This is a genomic window from Methylosinus sp. C49, assembly GCF_009936375.1.
GTDB lineage: Bacteria > Pseudomonadota > Alphaproteobacteria > Rhizobiales > Beijerinckiaceae > Methylosinus.
Genome location: NZ_AP022332.1, coordinates 1442121 through 1460486 on the forward strand (window position 1 = coordinate 1442121; position 18366 = coordinate 1460486).

The 18366-nt window shown below is 67.0% G+C and carries 14 protein-coding genes; 11 read left to right on the forward strand and 3 right to left on the reverse strand.

The features are described 5' to 3' along the window. The first annotated feature begins 2 nt into the window (after window positions 1-2). Genes cobN through GYH34_RS06905 form a run of 9 tightly spaced genes read left to right on the forward strand, consistent with a single transcriptional unit; the run spans window position 3 to window position 10707 of the window. Complete coding sequence (gene cobN, locus GYH34_RS06865) at window positions 3-3428, forward strand: cobaltochelatase subunit CobN (protein ID WP_161912918.1); 3426 nt, start codon at window positions 3-5, stop codon at window positions 3426-3428. Then, complete coding sequence (gene cobG, locus GYH34_RS06870; protein ID WP_161912919.1) at window positions 3425-4726, forward strand: precorrin-3B synthase; 1302 nt, start codon at window positions 3425-3427, stop codon at window positions 4724-4726. Before cobN ends, cobG begins: the two co-directional genes overlap by 4 nt. Then, window positions 4711-5343: a precorrin-8X methylmutase gene (locus GYH34_RS06875; RefSeq protein WP_161912920.1), complete on the forward strand. Its 633-nt coding sequence runs from the start codon at window positions 4711-4713 to the stop codon at window positions 5341-5343. Before cobG ends, GYH34_RS06875 begins: the two co-directional genes overlap by 16 nt. Further along, a complete protein-coding gene (locus tag GYH34_RS06880) occupies window positions 5340-6113 on the forward strand; it encodes a precorrin-2 C(20)-methyltransferase (RefSeq protein WP_161912921.1) in 774 nt (257 codons plus the stop codon). Before GYH34_RS06875 ends, GYH34_RS06880 begins: the two co-directional genes overlap by 4 nt. Next, window positions 6110-6877, forward strand: coding sequence for a precorrin-3B C(17)-methyltransferase (gene cobJ, locus GYH34_RS06885; protein WP_161912922.1), 768 nt, complete (start codon window positions 6110-6112; stop codon window positions 6875-6877). Before GYH34_RS06880 ends, cobJ begins: the two co-directional genes overlap by 4 nt. Continuing rightward, window positions 6874-8082 (forward strand): precorrin-6y C5,15-methyltransferase (decarboxylating) subunit CbiE, encoded by a 1209-nt coding sequence (cbiE, locus tag GYH34_RS06890; protein WP_161912923.1) that lies wholly within the window; start codon window positions 6874-6876, stop codon window positions 8080-8082. Before cobJ ends, cbiE begins: the two co-directional genes overlap by 4 nt. Then, window positions 8061-8621: a cobalamin biosynthesis protein gene (locus GYH34_RS06895; protein ID WP_161912924.1), complete on the forward strand. Its 561-nt coding sequence runs from the start codon at window positions 8061-8063 to the stop codon at window positions 8619-8621. The genes cbiE and GYH34_RS06895 overlap by 22 nt, the downstream gene beginning before the upstream one ends. After that, the gene (gene cobM, locus GYH34_RS06900; RefSeq protein WP_161912925.1) at window positions 8618-9385 is read left to right on the forward strand and encodes a precorrin-4 C(11)-methyltransferase; all 768 of its coding nucleotides are present in this window, start codon (window positions 8618-8620) and stop codon (window positions 9383-9385) included. Before GYH34_RS06895 ends, cobM begins: the two co-directional genes overlap by 4 nt. Continuing rightward, the gene (locus GYH34_RS06905) at window positions 9382-10707 is read left to right on the forward strand and encodes a cobyrinate a,c-diamide synthase (RefSeq protein ID WP_161914924.1); all 1326 of its coding nucleotides are present in this window, start codon (window positions 9382-9384) and stop codon (window positions 10705-10707) included. Before cobM ends, GYH34_RS06905 begins: the two co-directional genes overlap by 4 nt. A 287-nt stretch (window positions 10708-10994) precedes the next feature. On the opposite strand, the gene GYH34_RS06910 is transcribed toward GYH34_RS06905, so the two are convergent. Both GYH34_RS06910 and GYH34_RS06915 read right to left on the reverse strand, forming a co-directional pair. Beyond that, window positions 10995-12536, reverse strand: a complete 1542-nt coding sequence (locus GYH34_RS06910) for a murein L,D-transpeptidase family protein (protein ID WP_161912926.1) — start codon at window positions 12534-12536, stop codon at window positions 10995-10997. 250 nt (window positions 12537-12786) lie between these two features. Continuing rightward, window positions 12787-13737, reverse strand: coding sequence for an acetyl-CoA carboxylase carboxyltransferase subunit alpha (locus GYH34_RS06915; RefSeq protein WP_161912927.1), 951 nt, complete (start codon window positions 13735-13737; stop codon window positions 12787-12789). Between the two features lie 399 nt (window positions 13738-14136). Between GYH34_RS06915 and GYH34_RS06920 the strand changes: the two genes are divergently transcribed. Continuing rightward, window positions 14137-16236, forward strand: a complete 2100-nt coding sequence (locus GYH34_RS06920) for an ABC transporter ATP-binding protein/permease (protein WP_161914925.1) — start codon at window positions 14137-14139, stop codon at window positions 16234-16236. Next, a complete protein-coding gene (locus GYH34_RS06925) occupies window positions 16233-16928 on the forward strand; it encodes an RlmE family RNA methyltransferase (protein ID WP_161912928.1) in 696 nt (231 codons plus the stop codon). The genes GYH34_RS06920 and GYH34_RS06925 overlap by 4 nt, the downstream gene beginning before the upstream one ends. Before the next feature lie 11 nt (window positions 16929-16939). Here GYH34_RS06925 and GYH34_RS06930 read toward each other — a convergent pair whose 3' ends face one another. Beyond that, window positions 16940-18358 carry a DHA2 family efflux MFS transporter permease subunit gene (locus tag GYH34_RS06930; RefSeq protein ID WP_161912929.1) on the reverse strand — a complete coding sequence of 473 codons (1419 nt, stop codon included), beginning with the start codon at window positions 18356-18358 and terminating at the stop codon, window positions 16940-16942. Between the last annotated feature and the right edge of the window lie 8 nt (window positions 18359-18366).

Here is an 18366-nt window from a genome sequence, read left to right on the forward strand (position 1 = left end):
CCATGCATCTGCTCGCGCGCGATCTCCATGGCCTCGACGATAATGAGGCGGCGGTCGACCTCGGGCAGACGCCGGCGACGATGGTCTTTCTCTCCTTCTCCGACGCCGAGCTTTCTCTCCTCGCCGAGCTGCATGAGCAGAACGCCGCGCTGCCATCGCTGCGTTGCGCCTCGCTCGCGCGGCTGAAGCACCCCTATTCGGTCGATCTCTATATCGACAAGGTCGCCCGTCATGCGCGGCTCGTCGTCGTGCGCCTGCTCGGCGGCAAGGATTATTGGGCCTATGGCGTCGACGAGCTCGCGACCGCGGCGCGCATGCGCGGCTTCGCGCTGGCGATCGTTCCGGGCGACATGCACAGCGATGAAAGGCTGGAGCGCGCCTCCACGCTTGCTTCCGACGCGCTCGCGCACATTTGGTCCTTCTTCCGCGACGGCGCCCCGGATAATCTGCGTTCCTTCCTCGGCTACGCCGCGACACTCGCAGGAACGCCCACGCCCTGGAACGAGAGCGCGTCCGCGCCGCTCGCCGGCCGCTGCGCGCGAGCCTGCCGATCAGCTCTCTCCACCAACCCTCCCCCTCATGCTGAGGAGTCTCCGCAGGAGCCGTTTCGAAGCACGAGGGGGAGTTTCAGAAGTCCGTGCGTGACGGCTCCCTCGTCCTTCGAGACGCCCGCTGCGCGGGCTCCTCAGGATGAGGGAGCCTCCGGGCAATCGAGCGGCGCACAGGCGGCAGCGGCGCCGCGCGCGCTCGTCACCTTCTACCGCTCCGCGTGGCTCGCCGGGGATTTCGCGCCGATCATCGCGCTCGCGGACGCTCTGCAGGCGCGCGGCTTCTGCGTCGAAGCCTATTTCGTCGCGAGCCTCAAGGACGCCGCCTGCGAAGCGATTCTCGAGCAGACGATCGCGAGCTTCCGTCCCGATGTGATTCTCAACGCCACCGCCTTCTCCGCGCGCACGGAGGGAGGATCCGTTCTCGATCGCGCCGACGCGCCGGTTCTCCAAATTGCGCTCGCCACTTCGACGCGCGAAGCCTGGGAAAATTCCAAGCGCGGCGCCAATGGCGCCGATCTCGCGATGAATGTCGTGCTGCCGGAAGTCGACGGCCGCATCTTCGCCGGCGCCGTCTCCTTCAAGGCGCAGACGCGTGCGCGCGCCGCCAGCGAGTTCGACGAGATTCGCCATTCGCCCGAGCCTTCGCAGATAGATCATGTCGCGGCGCTCGCGCAGAATTGGGCGCGCCTGCGCCGGCTCGGACATCGCGAGAAGAGTCTCGCGCTCGTGCTCTCCGATTATCCGGCGCGACGCGGGCGCGGCGGCTATGCGATCGGCCTCGACACGCCGCAAAGCGTGCTCGCCATTTGCGATCTGCTGCGCGACGCGGATTACGAAATCGGGTCGCTTTATCGTGACGGCGATCTCGTCATGCGCGCGCTGGAGGAGGCCGCGCATTGCGCCGAGATGCCGCTCGCCGAATATCAGCGCCTTTTCGCCGATCTGCCGAACGACTTCACGCGGCAAGTCCTCGCCGCCTGGGGCGCGCCGGAGGAAGATCCGGCGCTCGCGAGCGGCGCCTTTCGCTTTTCCTGCATAGAGACCGGCAAGCTCGTCATCGCATTGCAGCCGGATCGCGGAAGCAGAGCGGAACGTCGCGAGACCTATCACGACGCCGAGCTCGCGCCGCGCCACGCTTATATCGCTTTCTATCTCTGGCTGCGCCACAGTCGACGCATAGACGCGCTGATTCATCTCGGCACGCATGGCGCGTTGGAATGGCTGCCCGGCAAATCGGCCATGCTCGGTCCGTCTTGCGCGCCGCAGGTTCTGCTCGGCGCCACGCCGCTCGTCTATCCCTTCATCGTCAATGATCCGGGCGAGGCCGCGCAAGCCAAGCGTCGAACGAGCGCGGTGACGATCGGCCATATGACTCCGCCGCTCGTCGAAGCGGGACTCGCCGCCGAGGCGGAGGAGATAGAAAGCCTGCTCGACGAATATGCGAGCGCCGCGACTCTCGATCCGCGCCGAGCCAAGCTGGTGGCGGAAACGATTCTCGATGTCGCCGAACGCAGCGGCCTCGCGCAGGACTGCGGCGTCACACGCGAGACGGATCGCGCGGAAGCATTGGCGCGGTTCGACGCCTGGCTCTGCGATGTGAAGGAAATGCGCATCGGCGATGGGCTGCACATATTCAGCGATGGGCCGTGCGGAGCGGCCGAGGCGAATGGACTGCTGCGCGCTCTCGCGGGCCGTTTCGTCGAGCCCGGCCCGGCCGGCGCCCCCTCGCGCGGACGCGCCGACGTTCTGCCCACCGGGCGTAATCTCTTCTGCATCGATCCGCGCCATGTTCCGACCCGCACCGCCCATGATATCGGCGCTCGCGCCGCGCGCGAGGTGATGATGCGTCATGCGCAAGAGCAGGGCGAATGGCCGCGAAATATCGTGCTCGATCTCTGGGGCAGCGCAACCATCCGCACCGGCGGCGAGGATTTCGCGCAAGCGCTGGCGCTGATGGGCGTCGCGCCGCTCTGGGACAACGCCAGCGCGCGCGTCTGCGGCTTCGAGATATTGCCGCTCGCGAGCCGCGATTTTCCGCGCGTCGACGTCACGCTGCATATATCGGGGCTCTTTCGCGACATGTTCCCCGGCCTCATCGCGCTCTTCCACGATGCTGTCGCAGCCGTGGCGGCGCTCGATGAGGACGATGAGTCCAATCCGCTCGCCGCCGCCTGCCGCGACGGCCGCGCGCTCGAGCGCGTCTTCGGCGCCGCGCAGGGAAGCTATGGCCTCGGCCTGTCGGAGGCCATCGCCCGCGGCGACACGCGCGATGCATTGGGCCGGGCGTTTCTCGCGGCCGGCGGACACGCCGTCTCGCGCAATGGCGAGAGCGCGCCGGCGCGCGAGGCTTTCGGCGAGCGTGTCGGCGTCGCCGACGCTCTGCTGCATGTGCAGGATATGGCGGAGACGGATGTGCTCACCGGCGCCGCTTTCGCGGAATTCGAAGGCGGATTTTCCGCCGCCAACGCCGCGCTCGGCGGCTCCGCGCAGATCACCCATATCGATGCGACGCGGCCCGCCGCATTGAAGCTGCGCTCGCTCGAGCAAGAGATCGCGCGCGTCATTCGCGGCCGTATCGCCAATCCGCGCTGGCTCGCGGGGCAAATGCGCCATGGCCATCGCGGCGCGGCGGAAATCGCCGAGACGCTCGACAATCTCTTCGCTTTCGCCGCGACGACGCCGCATGTGCGCGACGCGCAATGGGATCTCGTCTTCGATTCGACACTCGGCGCGCAGAATGTTCGCGATTTTCTGCTCACCGCCAATCCGCGCGCGGCGGAGGCCATTCGCGACATGTTTCAGCGCGCCATCGCGCGCGGCTTGTGGCGCACGCGGCGCAACAGTGTCGCCGCGGCGCTCGAGGGGCCCGCGCTATGACCGCCGCGCCGAAAATCCAAGGCTGGTGTCCCGGTGCGCTGCGTCCGATGCAGAGCGGCGACGGTCTGCTGTTGCGCGCGAAAACGACGCATCCGCGTCTTTCGGCGCGGCGGGCGCGCGAGATCGCTTCGATCGCGCGGGATTGCGGCAATGGCCTCATCGATCTCTCGCAGCGCGCGCAATTGCAATTGCGCGGCGTGAGCGAAGCCAAGCTCGAGCAGGCGCAGAGCCGCCTCGCCGCGCTCGGCCTGCTCGCCGAAGATGCGGCGACGGAGAGTCTGCTCAATTTCCTCGTCTCGCCTTTCGCCGACGCGCAGGCGAGCGCTCTCGTCGCAAGTCTCGCGCAATCGCTCGTGAAGGACGCTTCTCTGCTGGCGCTTCCTGGAAAGTTCGGCTTTCTCGTCGATGATGGCGGCGCGCTCGGCCTTTCCGCCTCGACAATGGATATTCGCCTCGAGGCGCATGGCGATGATGTCGCCATCATCGCCGATGGCGCGCGCGCGCATGCTTTTCTCGCGACGCCGGAAACGGCGAGCGATGTCGCGCTGGCGCTCGCGCGCGCCTTTCTCGTCTTGCGCGCGGGTCGTGAATTCGAATTGCGTCGTATGCGCAATGTCGTCGCCACATTCGGTCTCGAGGCGCTGGCCGAAGCGGCGGCTCTCGCGCCTGCGCCATACACATCGCGCTGTCGCGCCGCCTTCGCCGCAGAGATTTTCGGAGCGCTTCTGTCTCGCGATGGCGACGAAAAGGGAGTGATGGCCTTCGCCGGCATAGGCGCGCCCTCTGGACGATTGCGCGCGGATGACCTCGACGCGCTCGCGGCGCTGGCCGAAGTCCATGGCCGGGAAGAATTGCGCCTCACGCCCTGGCGCGCGTTGCTGCTGCCCTGCGCCGATCTCGACGCCGCGCAAAAAATTGTCGAGGTCGCGGCCGGGCGCGGCCTCGTCGTTGCGGCGGATGATCCGCGCCTTGCCGTCATCGCCTGTCCCGGCGCGCCGGAATGCCCGCAGGCGCGTGCGCCGACGCGCGATCTCGCCGAAATTCTCGCCCCTCTCGCGGCGCGGCTTGCGTCGGAGGGCGCGAGGCTGCACATATCGGGCTGCGCCAAGGGCTGCGCCTCTCCCGCTGCGGCGAAGGTCGCGCTGGTGGCGACGCCGCGAGGATTCGATCTCATCGACAATGGACGCGCCAATGATGCGCCGACGTTGCGAGACCTCGGCGTGAATGAGATAGAAGACGCAATGAGAGCACGCATCGCGCTCGCTACGAGCAAGGAGCCGCAATGTCCGGCGCATTGACCTATATACGCGACGGCGCCGCGATCTATGACCGCTCCTTCGCCATTATTCGCGCAGAGGCGCGGCTCGAGCGTTTCTCGCGTGAGGAGGAGCGCGTCGCTGTGCGCATCATTCATGCTTGCGGAATGGTGGAGATCGCCGACGATATCGTCTTCTCTTCCGGCTTTGCGGAGGCGGCGAGCGCTGCGCTGCGCAATGGCGCGCCCATTTTCTGCGACGCCAATATGGTCGCTCACGGCGTCACCCGCGCGCGCCTGCCTGCGAATAATGAGGTGATCTGCACGCTCGCCGATCCGCGCACGCGCGCGCTCGCCGAAGAGATGAAGACGACGCGCAGCGCCGCGGCGATGGAGCTGTGGCGCGAGAAGCTCTCTGGCGCCGTCGTCGCCATCGGCAATGCGCCGACCTCGCTGTTCCGACTGCTGGAGATGCTCGACGAAGGCCTAGCGCCGCCCGCTGCGATCATCGCAATGCCGGTCGGCTTCGTCGGCGCGGCGGAATCCAAAGAGGCCGCGTTCGCCGACGGGCGCGTTCCGACAGCGATCGTGCGCGGACGCAAGGGCGGCAGCGCCATGGCCGCCGCCGCGATCAACGCGCTGGCGAGCGAGAAAGAATGAATATCGTCGATCCGAATCTGCGCGCCGACGATGGCGCGCGCGTTTCGCTGGGCGCGCTGCTCGGGGTCGGCCTCGGCCCCGGCGATCCCGAGCTGATGACGCTGAAAGCCGCGCGTCTGGTGAGCGAAGCGAAAATCGTCGCCTATTTTTCCAAGCGCGGAAAGCCGAGCCATGCGCGCGCCATCGCCGCGCGCTTCATCGCGAAGGATTGCGAGGAGATCGCGCTCGCTTATCCGCTGACGACAGAGATTCCTTTCGATCACCCCGACTATGTGGCGGCGCTCGCGGCCTTCTATGAGGAGAGCGCGGAGCGCCTCGCCTTGCACCTTTCGTTCGGCCGCGATGTCGCGCTGCTCTGCGAGGGCGATCCGATGCTCTACGGCTCCTTCATGCATTTGCAGACGCGCTTGTCGTCGCGCTTTCGCGTGGAGGTCTGCGCGGGCGTCTCTGGGATGTCGGGCTGCTTCGCCTCGGCGCGCCAGCCGATGACATGGGGCGACGATGTGCTGACCGTCATTCCTGCGACTCTGCCACGCGAAATTCTCGCGCAGCGCCTCGCCGCGACCGACGCCGCCGTGGTGATGAAGCTCGGCGGCAATCTCGGCAAGCTGCGCCTCGCGCTCGAGGATGCGAAGCTCATCGAGCGCGCCATCTATGTCGAGCGTGGCACAATGGCGGAAGAGAAGATCATGCGCCTCACCGAGAAGCGCGACGATGACGCGCCTTATTTCGCGATGGTGCTCGTGCCCGGCGCCGGACGTCGGCCGTGACGGAAGCGAAACGGAGCGGAAAGCTCTTCGTCATCGGCCTCGGTCCGGGCGATGCGCGCTTTCTCACTGCGGAAGCGCAGCAGGCGTTGAGCGCCGCGCAATATGTCATCGGCTATGCGCCCTATGTCGCGCGTGTTCCCGTCACGCCCGGCCAGACGCGCCTTGCGAGCGACAATCGCGTCGAGATCGCGCGCGCGGAAGACGCGCTGCGTCTCGCCGCGAGCGGAAGCGACGTGGCTGTCGTGTCGGGCGGCGATCCGGGCATTTTCGCAATGGCGGCGGCGGTGCTGGAAGCGATCGACAATGGCGATCCGGCATGGCGCGAATTGGATATCGAAATTCTGCCCGGAATTTCCGCCATGCAGGCGGCGGCGGCGCGGCTCGGCGCGCCGCTCGGCCATGATTTCTGCGTGATCTCGCTCTCCGACAATCTCAAGCCCTGGGAGGTGATCGCCAATCGCCTCGAGCTGGCGGCGCGCGCCGATTTCGTAATGGCTTTCTACAACCCCGCCTCGCGCGCGCGGCCGCGGCGCATTCACGATACATTCGCGCTGCTGCGCCGCGTCTTGCCGGCAGATCGCATCGTGGTCTTCGCGAAATCGGTCGGCCGCGCGGAGGAGAATATCGCGATCGCCACGCTGGGCGAGGCCGATCCGAGCGTCGTCGACATGTCGACCTTGGTGCTCATCGGCGCGAGCGCGACCAAGCTCGTCTCGCGCGAGAATGCGCCGCCCTTCGTCTACACGTCGCGGAAGGCTATATGAGCGCGGCGCGCTGGCTTTCGCTCATCGGCATAGGCGAGGATGGCCTCGCGGCGCTGACGCCGACCGCGCGCGCGCTCATCGCCGACGCTGCTCTCATCATCGGCGGCGCGCGCCATCTCGAGCTGATCGGCCCGCAGAAAGCCGAGACGCTGCGCTGGCCCTCGCCGCTCTCCACGGCGATGGAGACGATTGTCGCGCGTCGCGGCGCGCCGACGGTGGTGCTGGCCAGCGGCGATCCTTTCTTCTTCGGCGTCGGCGATATGATTGCGCGCAATGTGGCGGCGGAGGAGATTCTCTGCCTTCCCGCGCCATCGTCTTTCTCGCTCGCCGCCGCTCGGCTGAAGTGGAGCCAGCAGGATTGCGCATTGCTGTCGCTGCATGGCCGCGCCTTCGAGCGCGTGACGCCGCATCTGCAGCCGTCGCGCCGATTGCTGATTCTTTCATGGGATGAGACGACGCCCGCGCGCCTCGCGGCGCATCTGAGCGCGCTCGGCATGGGCGAGTCGCGCATCCATGTGCTCGAGCATATGGGCGGCGCCGAGGAGCGCATTCGCAGCGCGCGCGCGGAGGCGTTTTCGCTCACCGAGATTGCGCCGCTGAACACGATCGGCGTCGAAGTGATCTCGGCGCCTGGCGCGCGCATTCTGCCGCTGACGCCCGGCCTGCCCGATGATTGGTTCGAGCATGACGGGCAGATCACCAAGCGCGATATTCGCGCAGTGACGCTCGCCGCGCTCGCGCCGCGCCGCGGCGAATGCTTGTGGGACATAGGCGCGGGCTCCGGCTCCATCGCCATCGAATGGATGCTCGCCGATCCCGCCAATCGCGCCATTGCGATCGAGCAGAATGCGACGCGCGCGGCGCGCATCGCGCGTAACGCGGCTTCGCTCGGCGTTCCCGATCTCGCGATTGTCGAAGGCGCTGCGCCTGGAGCGCTCGCGGGATTGCCGGCGCCGGATGTGATCTTCATCGGCGGCGGCGGGGAAGCGGAGATCATCGACGCGGCGTGGAATGCGCTGCCCTTGCGCGGACGCATCGTCGCCAATGCGGTGACGATCGAGACGCAGGCGCTGCTGATCGACGCCTTTGGACGCATGGGCGGCGAGCTGGTGAGCATAGCGATCTCGAAAGCGCGCCCGATCGGCTCCTATCACGCGCTGGAGCCGGCGCTGCCGGCGCTGCAATGGCGCGCGGTGAAGAGTTGAGCGCGCGCTACGCGATCGGCATAGGCGCGCGCAGCGGCGTGGACGCGCAAGAGGCGGTCGCGTTGATTTGGAAAGCTCGCGAAGCCTATGCACGCGATCCTTCTCCCGCTCGCGGGAGAAGGTGGCCCTCGCGTCAGCGAGGGTCGGATGAGGGCTCGCCGTCGCGCCGGCGTCTCGGCGCGGACCCTCATCCGACCTCGCTTCGCGAGGCCACCTTCTCCCACGAGTGGGAGAAGGAGTGGGGCGCCGAGATTGCGCTTTTTTCCATCGAGGCGAAGCGCGGCGAGGCGGGGCTTCATGACGCCGCGCGATTGCTGAATCTGCCGCTGGTCTTTCTTCCTCTCGATAGGCTGCTCGCGCGCAAGGACGAGCTTCTCACCCGCTCGCCGCGCGTGGAGGCGCTCACCGGCGTCGGCAGCGTGGCGGAGGCGGCGGCGCTCGTCGGGGCAGGGGCGGGGAGCCGTCTGCTCGGGCCGCGCCTCGCCAGCGTCGGCGTCACCTGCGCGATCGCGCGAAATGCGTTAGAGGAAGCGCCATGACCATATATTTCATCGGCGCCGGTCCGGGCGCCGCCGATCTGCTGACTCTGCGCGGCCGCGATATTCTCGCGCGCTGCCCCGTCTGTCTCTATGCCGGCTCGCTGGTCGCGCCGGAAATCCTCGCCCATTGCCCGTTGGACGCGCGCATCATCGACACGGCGCCGCTGTCGCTCGACGCGATCGTCGCGGAGATGCAGAAGGCGACGGCGGCCGGGCTGGATGTCGCGCGGCTGCATTCGGGCGATCTCTCCATCTGGAGCGCCGTCGGCGAGCAGACGCGGCGGCTCGACGCGCTCGGGATCGCTTACACGATCACGCCGGGCGTGCCGGCCTTCGCCGCCGCCAGCGCCGCGCTGAGGCGCGAGCTGACCTTGCCGGAAGTGGCGCAATCAGTGGTGCTGACGCGCACCTCGGGCCGGGCTTCCGCCATGCCGGAGACGGAGACCTTGGCCGCCTTCGCCGCCGCGCGGGCGACAATGGCCATTCATCTTTCCATCCATGCGCTGCAGCGCGTCGTCGGAGAGCTGACGCCCTTTTATGGCGCGGACTGCCCCATAGCGCTGGTCTATCGCGCCTCCTGGCCCGATGAGCGCATTGTGAGAGGCACGCTCGCGACCATTGAAGCGCTGGCAGGCGAAGCGCCGATGGAGCGCACCGCGCTCATACTCGTCGGCGAGGCGCTGGCGGCGGAGGATTTCCGCGAGAGCGCGCTCTATGACGCGGGCTATGATCGCCGCTTCCGGCCCACGGGAGCAGGACGCTGACCGCGCCCGGAATTCTCATCGCCGCCGTCCGGTCCGGCGCGGGCAAGACCACTGTGACTCTGGGTCTGATGCGCGCGCTGGCGCGGCGCGGCCTGCGGGTCTCGGGCGTCAAATGCGGGCCGGATTATATCGACCCCGCCTTTCACGCCGTTGCCACCGGACGCGCGAGCTTCAATCTCGATTCCTGGACGATGGAGGCCGAGATGCTCGCGCAGCTGGCGCTGCGCGCCGGCGTGGACGCCGATCTCGTCGTGGCGGAAGGGGCGATGGGGCTTTTCGACGGCGCGCCCGGCGCGCTGGCGCAGACGGGCGCCTCGGCGGACATAGCCGCTCATATCGGCTGGCCCGTGCTGCTGGTGATGGATGTTTCGGGGCAGGCGCAGAGCGCGGCCGCGATAGCGCGCGGCGTCGCGCTGCATGACGCAAGGGTGAGGCTCGCCGGCGTGCTGCTCAATCGCACCGGCTCGGAACGCCATCGCAAGCTCGCGCAGGAGGCGATCGAGGCGGTCGGCATAAAAGTGCTCGGCGCGCTGCCGCGCGATTCCGGCGTCGCTCTGCCGGAGCGTCATTTGGGTCTGGTGCAGGCCGGCGAGACTCGCGGCCTCGAGGCTCTGCTCGATCGGCTGGCCGAGCGCATAGAGGCCCATGTCGATCTCGACGCCTTGCTCGCCGCTGCGGGCGGGGGGCGCGCCGGTATTGCGCCCGGTCCTCTCGATGTCCCACGGCCGCCGGGCGGCCGCATCGCCGTCGCGCAGGACGAGGCTTTCTCCTTTTTCTATCCGCATCTCGCGCGCGCTTGGCGCGAGGCGGGCGCTGAGATCGCTTTCTTCTCGCCGCTCGCCGACGAAGCCCCGCCGGAGGATTGTGACGCCTGCTGGCTGCCGGGCGGCTATCCAGAGCTTCATGCCGGCCGGCTCGCGGCGGCGCAGAATTTTCTCGGCGGGCTTCGCCGCTTCGCTGCGACGCGCGCGCTCCATGGCGAGTGCGGCGGCTATATGACGCTCGGGCGCGTGCTGATCGACGCCGCCGGCGCGGCGCATGAGATGGCCGGCCTGCTCGATCTGGCGACGAGTTTTGCGCAGCGCAAACTTCATTTGGGCTATAGGCGCGCACAACTCTTCGGCGATTGCGCGCTGGGCGTGGCGGGCGATGAGTTGGCCGGACACGAATTCCACTACGCGACGATCGTGAGCGAGAAGGGCCAACCCTTTGCGATGGTTACAGACGCCTATTCGCAGGAGCAGCGGCCGGCGGGGCTGCGGGCGGGGCAGGTGACGGGAAGCTTCTTCCACGCAATGACGAAAAAAAAGGGCCGCCGGTAACGCCAGCGGCCCAAGTCAAGGGAGGAAACGCCCAAGGAGGGCTACGGAGCGAGAGAAGTTCTCGCTGCGTCGCACTGTTGTATTGCTGCGGCGCACAAGTGTCAAGCGCCTTTTTGGAAGCCCGCCACGATGTCGCATCACGACCGAGCTATTGGCGGAAGTTCCGGCGCGGGGCCGCAGCGAACAGCAATGCTCGCGGCGCCTTTTTTCGATCAATGCAGGCAAAATTGCGACGATCCGCCCGAGGGCGGATCGTTTGAGCAAAAAAACTTGTGAGTTGCTCGTAATCAGGGGCGAGCGGTTACCGGCGGCAGCGCCTCCCGCAGCGCCGGAACGCCGCCAGTGGCCGCGGCGACCTTGGCGTGGCGTTCGGTCTCGAGCGAGGCTTGCGGCTTTTTGGCCGGATCGACGCGATGCGACGGCGCTGACGCGGGGGCGGCCTGGCCTGCTGCGGTCTTTGTCGCGGCAGGCTTGGGCGCTGCAGCCTTGGCGGTCGCCGGCTTGGTCGGGAATTTGGCGACTTCCGACTTTTCGCTCTTGGGGCTCTCGCCCGCCTTGGCGCTTTCGAGCTTGGCGGGCTCCGATTTGGCGGGCTCCGCTTTGGCGACGGCGGGTTCGCTCGGGGCCGGCTCCTTGTGGAAGCCGAGCAATCCGCCGATCGAATCCGTCGCGCCGGCGAAGGCTCCGAGCTTTGCAGGCTCGGCCGGGGCGGCGACCTCCGCGACCTTCGCCGCAGAGGCTTGTTCGCCGGCTGCTGCGGCCACCTTGATCTCGGTCTCTTTCTTGGCCTTGGCGGCGAGCCTCGTCGCGCTCATGGCCAGCACGGGAGAACGCGCCTTGCCGCCGCCGGTCTTCTCGTCGAGGGCGATCTCGAGCGGCGCGACCAGAGCCTCGGGCCGGCTCACCTCGGCGACGCGGGCGTAGAAATCGGGGTGCTGACCGCCGTCCTGATAGACGACGCGCACAGGCCTGACGCCAGCCGCCGCCAGCTCGGCCACTTTGGCGTCGTCCACGGCGGCTTTCTGCGCGACCTGCGCCTCTATCTCTGCATTGCGGCGCAGCGGCGGGCAGGCGGCGCCGGCGTCGAGCGGCTGGCCATTGGCCGAGGTCGCGTCGAAGACATAGCGTCGATTGCAGACGCCGACGCTCGGCTCCTTGCCGGCGACCTCGAAATGGTCGGAGCCTTCCTTCAGCTGCTTCCAAAAGCCGATATTGGGATCGAGCCTGTGCTTCGCCAGATTCTCCGCCGTCATCTTGAACGGATAGGACTGCATCTGGATTGAGCGCTGGCCATTGTTGAAGGAGGTGCGTAGGATCGCATAGATCTCGGCGATCTGCCGATCGGTCATGGAGAAGCAGCCGGCCGAGGAGCAGGCGCCATGGACCATGATCGAGCCGCCGCTATGGCCGTAGGCGCGGTCATAGGCGTTGGGATAGCCGACGTTGAAGGAGAGATAATAGGCCGAGTTCGGATTCATCTGGCCAGGAGTGATGGAATAGAACCCCTCCGGCGCCTGCCGGTCGCCCTCGCGAACCTTCGGCCCGAGCTGGCCGGACCACCGGCACATGGGGAAGGTCTTGAGATAGGCGTAGCGCCCGTCGGGCCGCTGCTTCCAGATTTGGAACTCGGCCTCTTTCTTATAGGAGCGGATGAGCGTCGGCGATTCCTTGGTGACGCCGGCCTGCTCCATCAGCGCCAAGGTCTCGGGCGGGATGGGCGACAGCGCGCGCTGCGAGCCGGAGCCGAGATCATTGCAGGCGGAGAGCGCGAGCGACGCGCCGACGAGGCCCCAGGGGGCGAGCCGCCCGACGTTTCGGAAGAGATTCATTCTCGCCCCGCTTCTCGTGATCCGCGCGCGACGGCGCGAATCACGCCCAAGTCACGCTAGCATGACAATAGACGCCGAATTACCAACGTCCTTCTAACGCAAGAGGAAGAATAAGGCCAGAGCGTGGCTGTCGACGCCTGCAAGAGGGCGGCGATCGTCTGTGAGGTTAACGATTGGTTGACGCCGGGAGACCAGAGCGGCGCGCGGATTCGAGCCCGGCGAATGCTGGAGGCTCCCGATTCTCGTCTGCTCAGACCTTGCGGCCGACCGAGAGAAAGCGCTCGGCGCGGGCCTCGACGATTTGCGCGCGGGAGAGATTAGCGAGGCCGGCCAGCGCATCGTCTATGCCCTCGCCCACGGCGGCGACCGCCGTCTCGGGATCGCGATGGGCGCCGCCCGGCGGCTCGGCGACGATGACGTCGATAATGCCGAATTTCAGCAGATCTTGCGCCGTGATCTTCATGCTGGTGGCGGCGTCCTGCGCCTTGGAGGAGTCGCGCCACAAAATCGAGGCGGAGGCCTCCGGCGAGGCGACCGTATAGACGGAATGCTCGAGCATCAGCACTTTGTTGCAGCTCGCGATGGCGATGGCGCCGCCGGAGCCGCCCTCTCCCACCACCACGGCGACATTGGGCACGCCCAGCGACAGCGAGACGTCGATAGAGCGGGCGATCGCCTCCGCCTGTCCGCGCTGCTCGGCGTCTATGCCCGGAAAAGCGCCGAAAGTGTCCACGAGCGAGATGACCGGCAGGCCGAATCGGTCGGCCAGCTCCATGAGACGGGCCGCCTTGCGATAGCCCTCCGGCCGCGCCATGCCGAAATTATGCTCGAGCCGGCTCTCCGTGTCGGAGCCCTTCTCCTGGCCGATCAGGCAGACCGGCTCGCCGCGAAAACGGGCGAAGCCGCCGACGATGGCGGAATCCTCGCCGAACAGGCGGTCTCCGGCCAGCGGGGTGAATTCATTGAACAAAAGCCGCACGTAATCAGAGAAATGCGGCCGCTGCGCATGGCGCGCGACCTGGATTTTCTGCGTCGGCGTGAGACTGGCGTAGAGATCGGCCAGCGCCTTGTGCGCCTTGGCCTCGAGCTTGACGAGCTCGTCGGCGATGGACACGCCGTCGCCCTTGGATAGCGCGCGCAGCTCTTCCACCTTGGTCTCCAATTCGGCGACGGGCTTTTCGAAGTCGAGATAGGAGCGCATGAGGCGAACGACACGGGATTGCGGCTGGAAAGCCTAGCGAAGCGGCGCGGAAACTGGCCGTAACGGCGCGGGAAGTCAAGAACGCGCCCCTTTTCCTTCCTCGCCGGACGCGAAAACGCCGAATTTTTTCCTCGTCGCCCGAAAGCCGGCGATATCTTCTCCGCCAATGAGGCAGGCGCGGCGGCTGTCTCCTCGCATCGGCGCGGCTCCAGCAAAATCCTTTCGCGGCGCGGGCGCGCGGCGCGGCGCGACGATTTGCCCTTTCGCCCGAAAGCGCGCTATCGCAGGGCGAAAGCGGCGCGCCGAGCCCTGCGCCACGCCATTGGCGCAATCTCGAGATTACTGCGCCCGAATGCGACGCCCCGCGCGAATGCGGCGCGACCAATGAGAGGACAGGACATGCAGGGACTCGGCGCGGCCGTCGCCGTCTTCGCGGCGCTAACGCTCGCGGCGGGCGTTCACCTTAGCGACGCCAATCTCTTCCTCCTCGCCGCGGCGGCCGGGCTCTGCGCCTTCACCACTTGGCGTAGCGGCTCCATATCGAGCTTTCTGAAGATATTCGTCTCCATTTTCTCGGCGGAGACGATCGTCTTCGGCGTCGCGCGCCTGCTCGCGGAGGAGGGCCTATGGCCTGCGGCGCTCGCCGATTATGCGCTGCCCGAGAGCCTGCCGCTCACCGTCGCCGTCTTCTCGATTGCCGTCTTCGCCGTCTCGCACGTTCCCGTCGTGCGGGAGATGACGCGCATCGCCGATCTCTATTTCGACAGCAGCGACCGCGGCGAGGGGAACGTCCTCGGGCTCTTTCGATTCGGCGCGCGGGAGCGCAGCATCGCCGTCACGATGATCGTGCTGCTGGTGCTCATCAATCAGGCGCAGGTCGGCGTCAATGTGCGCCTGTCCTTTTTCAATCGCGACTTCTTCAACGCGATCCAGGAGAAGAACGCCGAAACGTTCTGGCGCTTGCTGCTCTATGTCTTCACACCCTGGGCCTTTACCTACATCATCAGCGCCGTGATCGAATTTGTCGTGCAATCGCTGATGATCATTCGCTGGCGGCGCTGGCTCACCGAGCATTACGTTTCCCGCTGGCTCGGCGATCACACGCATTATCGAATGGCGCTCGCCGGCAGCCAGACCGACAATCCCGACCAGCGCATCGCCGAGGACGTGAATCGCTTCATCGATGGCGGCACCGACGGCTATGGGATCTATTCCTATTCGATCCTGCTGATCCAGACGCTGAGCTCGCTCGTCTCCTTCTCCATCGTCCTCTGGGGACTCTCCGGCAATTACGCCTTTCCGGGCACCGACATTTTCATTCCGGGCTTTTTGTTCTGGGTGGCGCTGCTCTATGCGGCGGTCGGCACGGTGGTGACGCATCTTCTCGGCCGCACTCTGTCGGGCCTCTACTTCGAGCGCCAGCATCGCGAGGCGGATTTCCGCTTCTCGCTGGCGCGTCTGCGCGAATATAGCGAGCAGGTCGCGCTGCTCTCCGGCGAAACGGCCGAGCGCTCCTCGCTGGTGAGCCGCTTCACGGCGATCATCGTCAACTATCTGCGCATCGTCACGACGCGCAAGAAAATGATCAGCTTCACGGCGACCTATGGGCAATTGTCGCCGATCATTCCTTATCTGCTCACCGCGCCCTTCTATTTCGCCGGCAAGATCAATCTCGGCGTGATGACGCAGACGTCCGGCGCCTTCGACAAGGTGCAGGATGCGCTGACCTTCTTCGTGACCTACTACACCTCGCTCGCCAATTTCAAAGCGGTGCTGGACCGCCTTTCCTCCTTCGACGAGGCGATCGAGCGCGCGGCGACATTGAGCGCCGCGGCGCCGAAGTTCGAGCGCGGCGCTTCGCCCGAGATCGCGGTCCATGATCTCGCTTTGTCGCTGCCGGACGGGCGACGCATCGTCGAGGCGCGCGATCTCGTGTTCCGCCCGGCCGAATCGACGCTGCTGACCGGCCCCTCGGGATCGGGAAAATCGACGCTGTTCCGCGCCATCGCCGGCATATGGCCCTATGGCCAGGGCCGCGTGCGCACGCCGGACGACGCCAATGTGCTGCTGCTGCCACAAAAGCCCTATATCCCCATCGGCACGCTGGCCGCGGCTATCGCCTATCCGAGCGCGCCCGACGCCTTCTCTCGCCGCGCGATCGAGGAGGCCCTGGACGCCGCGCGGCTCGGGCCGTTCGTGCATCGGCTGGACGAGGAGGACGCCTGGTCGCAGCGGCTCTCCGGCGGCGAGCAGCAGCGCGTCGCCGTCGCGCGCGCCTTGCTCGCCGAGCCCGATTGGCTCTTCCTCGACGAGGCGACTTCCGCGCTCGACGAGAAGCTCGAGGGCGAGATCTACACCATGCTGCGCGAGCGACTGCCCAATACGACGATTATCTCCATCGGCCATCGCTCGAGCCTGCTCGCCTTCCACCAGCGCCATATCGCGATGGAGCAGGAGGCGGATGGAACCTTCGCGCCGCGCGAAGCGGTGCTGGCATGACGAAATCGGGCGCAGGGGGACGCGAAGGCGGCCGCTCGTTGAAGGAGCGCGTGAAGACGGCGAGGAAGCGCTCGCTGTCCTCGACGCTCTGGCTCGAGCGCCAGCTCAACGATCCCTATGTGGCGCAGGCCAAGCGCGACGGCTATCGCTCGCGCGCGGCCTATAAGCTGCTGGAGATGGACGAGCGCTACAAGCTCTTCGCCCCCGGCAAGCGCATCGTCGATCTCGGCGCCGCGCCAGGCGGCTGGTCGCAGATCGCCGCGACGCGGGTGAAGTCGGCCGAGGGCAAAGGCAAGGTCGTCGGCATCGATCTTCTCGATATGGAGCCCATCGCCGGCGTGGAATTCACCGTGATGGACTTCAATGAGGAGACCGCGCCGGAGCGGATCAAGGCCATGCTCGGCGGCGGCGCCGACGGCGTGATGTCGGACATGGCCGCCAACGCCACCGGCCATAAGCAGACCGATCATCTGAAGATCGTCGCGCTCGCCGAGCTGGCGGCGGATTTCGCGCGCGATGTGCTGGCGCCCGGCGGCTTCTTCGTCGCCAAAGTGCTGCAAGGCGGCACGGAGGGCCAATTGCTGGCGGCGCTGAAGCGCGATTTCGCGCAAGTGCGCCATGTGAAGCCGGCGGCGAGCCGCGCCGATTCCGCCGAGCTCTATGTGCTCGCCACAGGCTTTCGCGGCGGCTGACCGGAGCGCTTCTAGGCCGATCCGTCGGCCTCGATCGGCTGCTCGATCGATTTCTTGCCGGTGAGCCCCTCTCCCGCCGTGGGCGCGAGCCTGCGGAAGATGAGGACGGAAGAGGCCGAGACCGCCGCCACTGCCAGAAAAGCCGCATCGAAATCCGTGAGCCGCAGCGCGCCGCCTCCTTGCAGCGCGCGCGCCGTCTCGAGCGTTGCGGCGGCGAGCGAGACGCCGGCCGACAGGGCCAATTGCTGCCCGGCCGAAGCGAAGCTCGTCGCCCGGCTCATCGCCTGAGGCTCTATATCGGCATAGCCGATCGCATTCAGCGCCGTGAATTGTAGCGAGCGGAAGAAGCCGCCGACGAGCAGCAGGCTCATGATGATCCAATGCGGCGTTTCCGGCGAGAACAGCGCGTTGAAGCAGAAGAAGCCCGCCGAGATCAACGCATTGACGATGAGCACCCGGCGAAATCCGAAGCGGTTCAGAATGGGCTGCGCCGTCGTCTTCATCGCCATGGCGCCGATGGCGGCGATGAAGGTCAGCGAGCCCGACTGAAACGCCGTGAGGCCGAAGCCGGTCTGCAGCATCAGCGGCAGCAGGAATGGCGAGGCCCCGAGGCCCATGCGAAACAGAAAGCCTCCCACGATGGAGGCGCGGAAGGTCGGCACGCGCAGCAGATCGAGATCGATGATCGGATGCGGCATGCGTCGCGCATGGCGCACATAGAGGAGCAGAGCGATCGCCCCCGCCGCGACCAGCCCCGCCGCGGCCCGTGTCGGAACAATCCCCTGGCCGAGCGCGCCGAGCCCGAAGACGAGGCTCGACAGGCCGAAACCCGAGAGCAGAAAACCGCGCATATCGAGCGGCGGAACGCTCTCCTCGCGCAGATCGGGAATGTAGCGCGTGACGAGAGCGACGCCGAGCAGGCCGATCGGCACATTGATCCAGAAGATGTAGCGCCAATGGAAATAAGTGGCGATGAAGCCGCCGAGCGGCGGCCCCACGACCGGGCCGATCAGCGCTGGAATGGTGAGATAGGCGAGCGCGCGCACCAGATCGTGACGCGGCGCGACGCGCAGCAGCACCAGTCGGCCGACCGGAACCATCATGGCCCCGCCGAGCCCCTGGACCACGCGCGCCGCCACCACGCCGGCGAGCGAGGCGGAGAAGCCGCAGAGAATGGAGCCGAGGGTGAAGACGAGGATCGCCGCGCGAAACACCCGCCGCGCGCCAAAGCGATCGGCGACCCAGCCGGAGAGCGGAATGAAGACCGCGAGCGAGAGAAGATAGGAGGTCAGCGCGAGCTTCAGAGCGATTGGGTCTTCGTGCAGATCGGCCGCCATTGCGGGCAGGGCGGTGGCCAGCACGGTGCCGTCGAGATTCTCCATGAACAGCGCTGTCGCGATAATGAGCGGCGTGGCGGCGAAGGAAGGCAACGGACCCC

Bases quoted from the DNA above. Each gene is read 5' to 3' on its own strand.
- cobN (WP_161912918.1), top strand. From the start codon at position 3: ATGCATCTGCTCGCGCGCGATCTCCATGGCCTCGACGATAATGAGGCG.
- cobG (WP_161912919.1), top strand. From the start codon at position 3,425: ATGACCGCCGCGCCGAAAATCCAAGGCTGGTGTCCCGGTGCGCTGCGT.
- GYH34_RS06875 (WP_161912920.1), top strand. From the start codon at position 4,711: ATGTCCGGCGCATTGACCTATATACGCGACGGCGCCGCGATCTATGAC.
- GYH34_RS06880 (WP_161912921.1), top strand. From the start codon at position 5,340: ATGAATATCGTCGATCCGAATCTGCGCGCCGACGATGGCGCGCGCGTT.
- cbiE (WP_161912923.1), top strand. From the start codon at position 6,874: ATGAGCGCGGCGCGCTGGCTTTCGCTCATCGGCATAGGCGAGGATGGC.
- GYH34_RS06895 (WP_161912924.1), top strand. From the start codon at position 8,061: ATGGCGCGCGGTGAAGAGTTGAGCGCGCGCTACGCGATCGGCATAGGC.
- cobM (WP_161912925.1), top strand. From the start codon at position 8,618: ATGACCATATATTTCATCGGCGCCGGTCCGGGCGCCGCCGATCTGCTG.
- GYH34_RS06910 (WP_161912926.1), bottom strand. From the start codon at position 12,536: ATGAATCTCTTCCGAAACGTCGGGCGGCTCGCCCCCTGGGGCCTCGTC.
- GYH34_RS06915 (WP_161912927.1), bottom strand. From the start codon at position 13,737: ATGCGCTCCTATCTCGACTTCGAAAAGCCCGTCGCCGAATTGGAGACC.
- GYH34_RS06920 (WP_161914925.1), top strand. From the start codon at position 14,137: ATGCAGGGACTCGGCGCGGCCGTCGCCGTCTTCGCGGCGCTAACGCTC.
- GYH34_RS06925 (WP_161912928.1), top strand. From the start codon at position 16,233: ATGACGAAATCGGGCGCAGGGGGACGCGAAGGCGGCCGCTCGTTGAAG.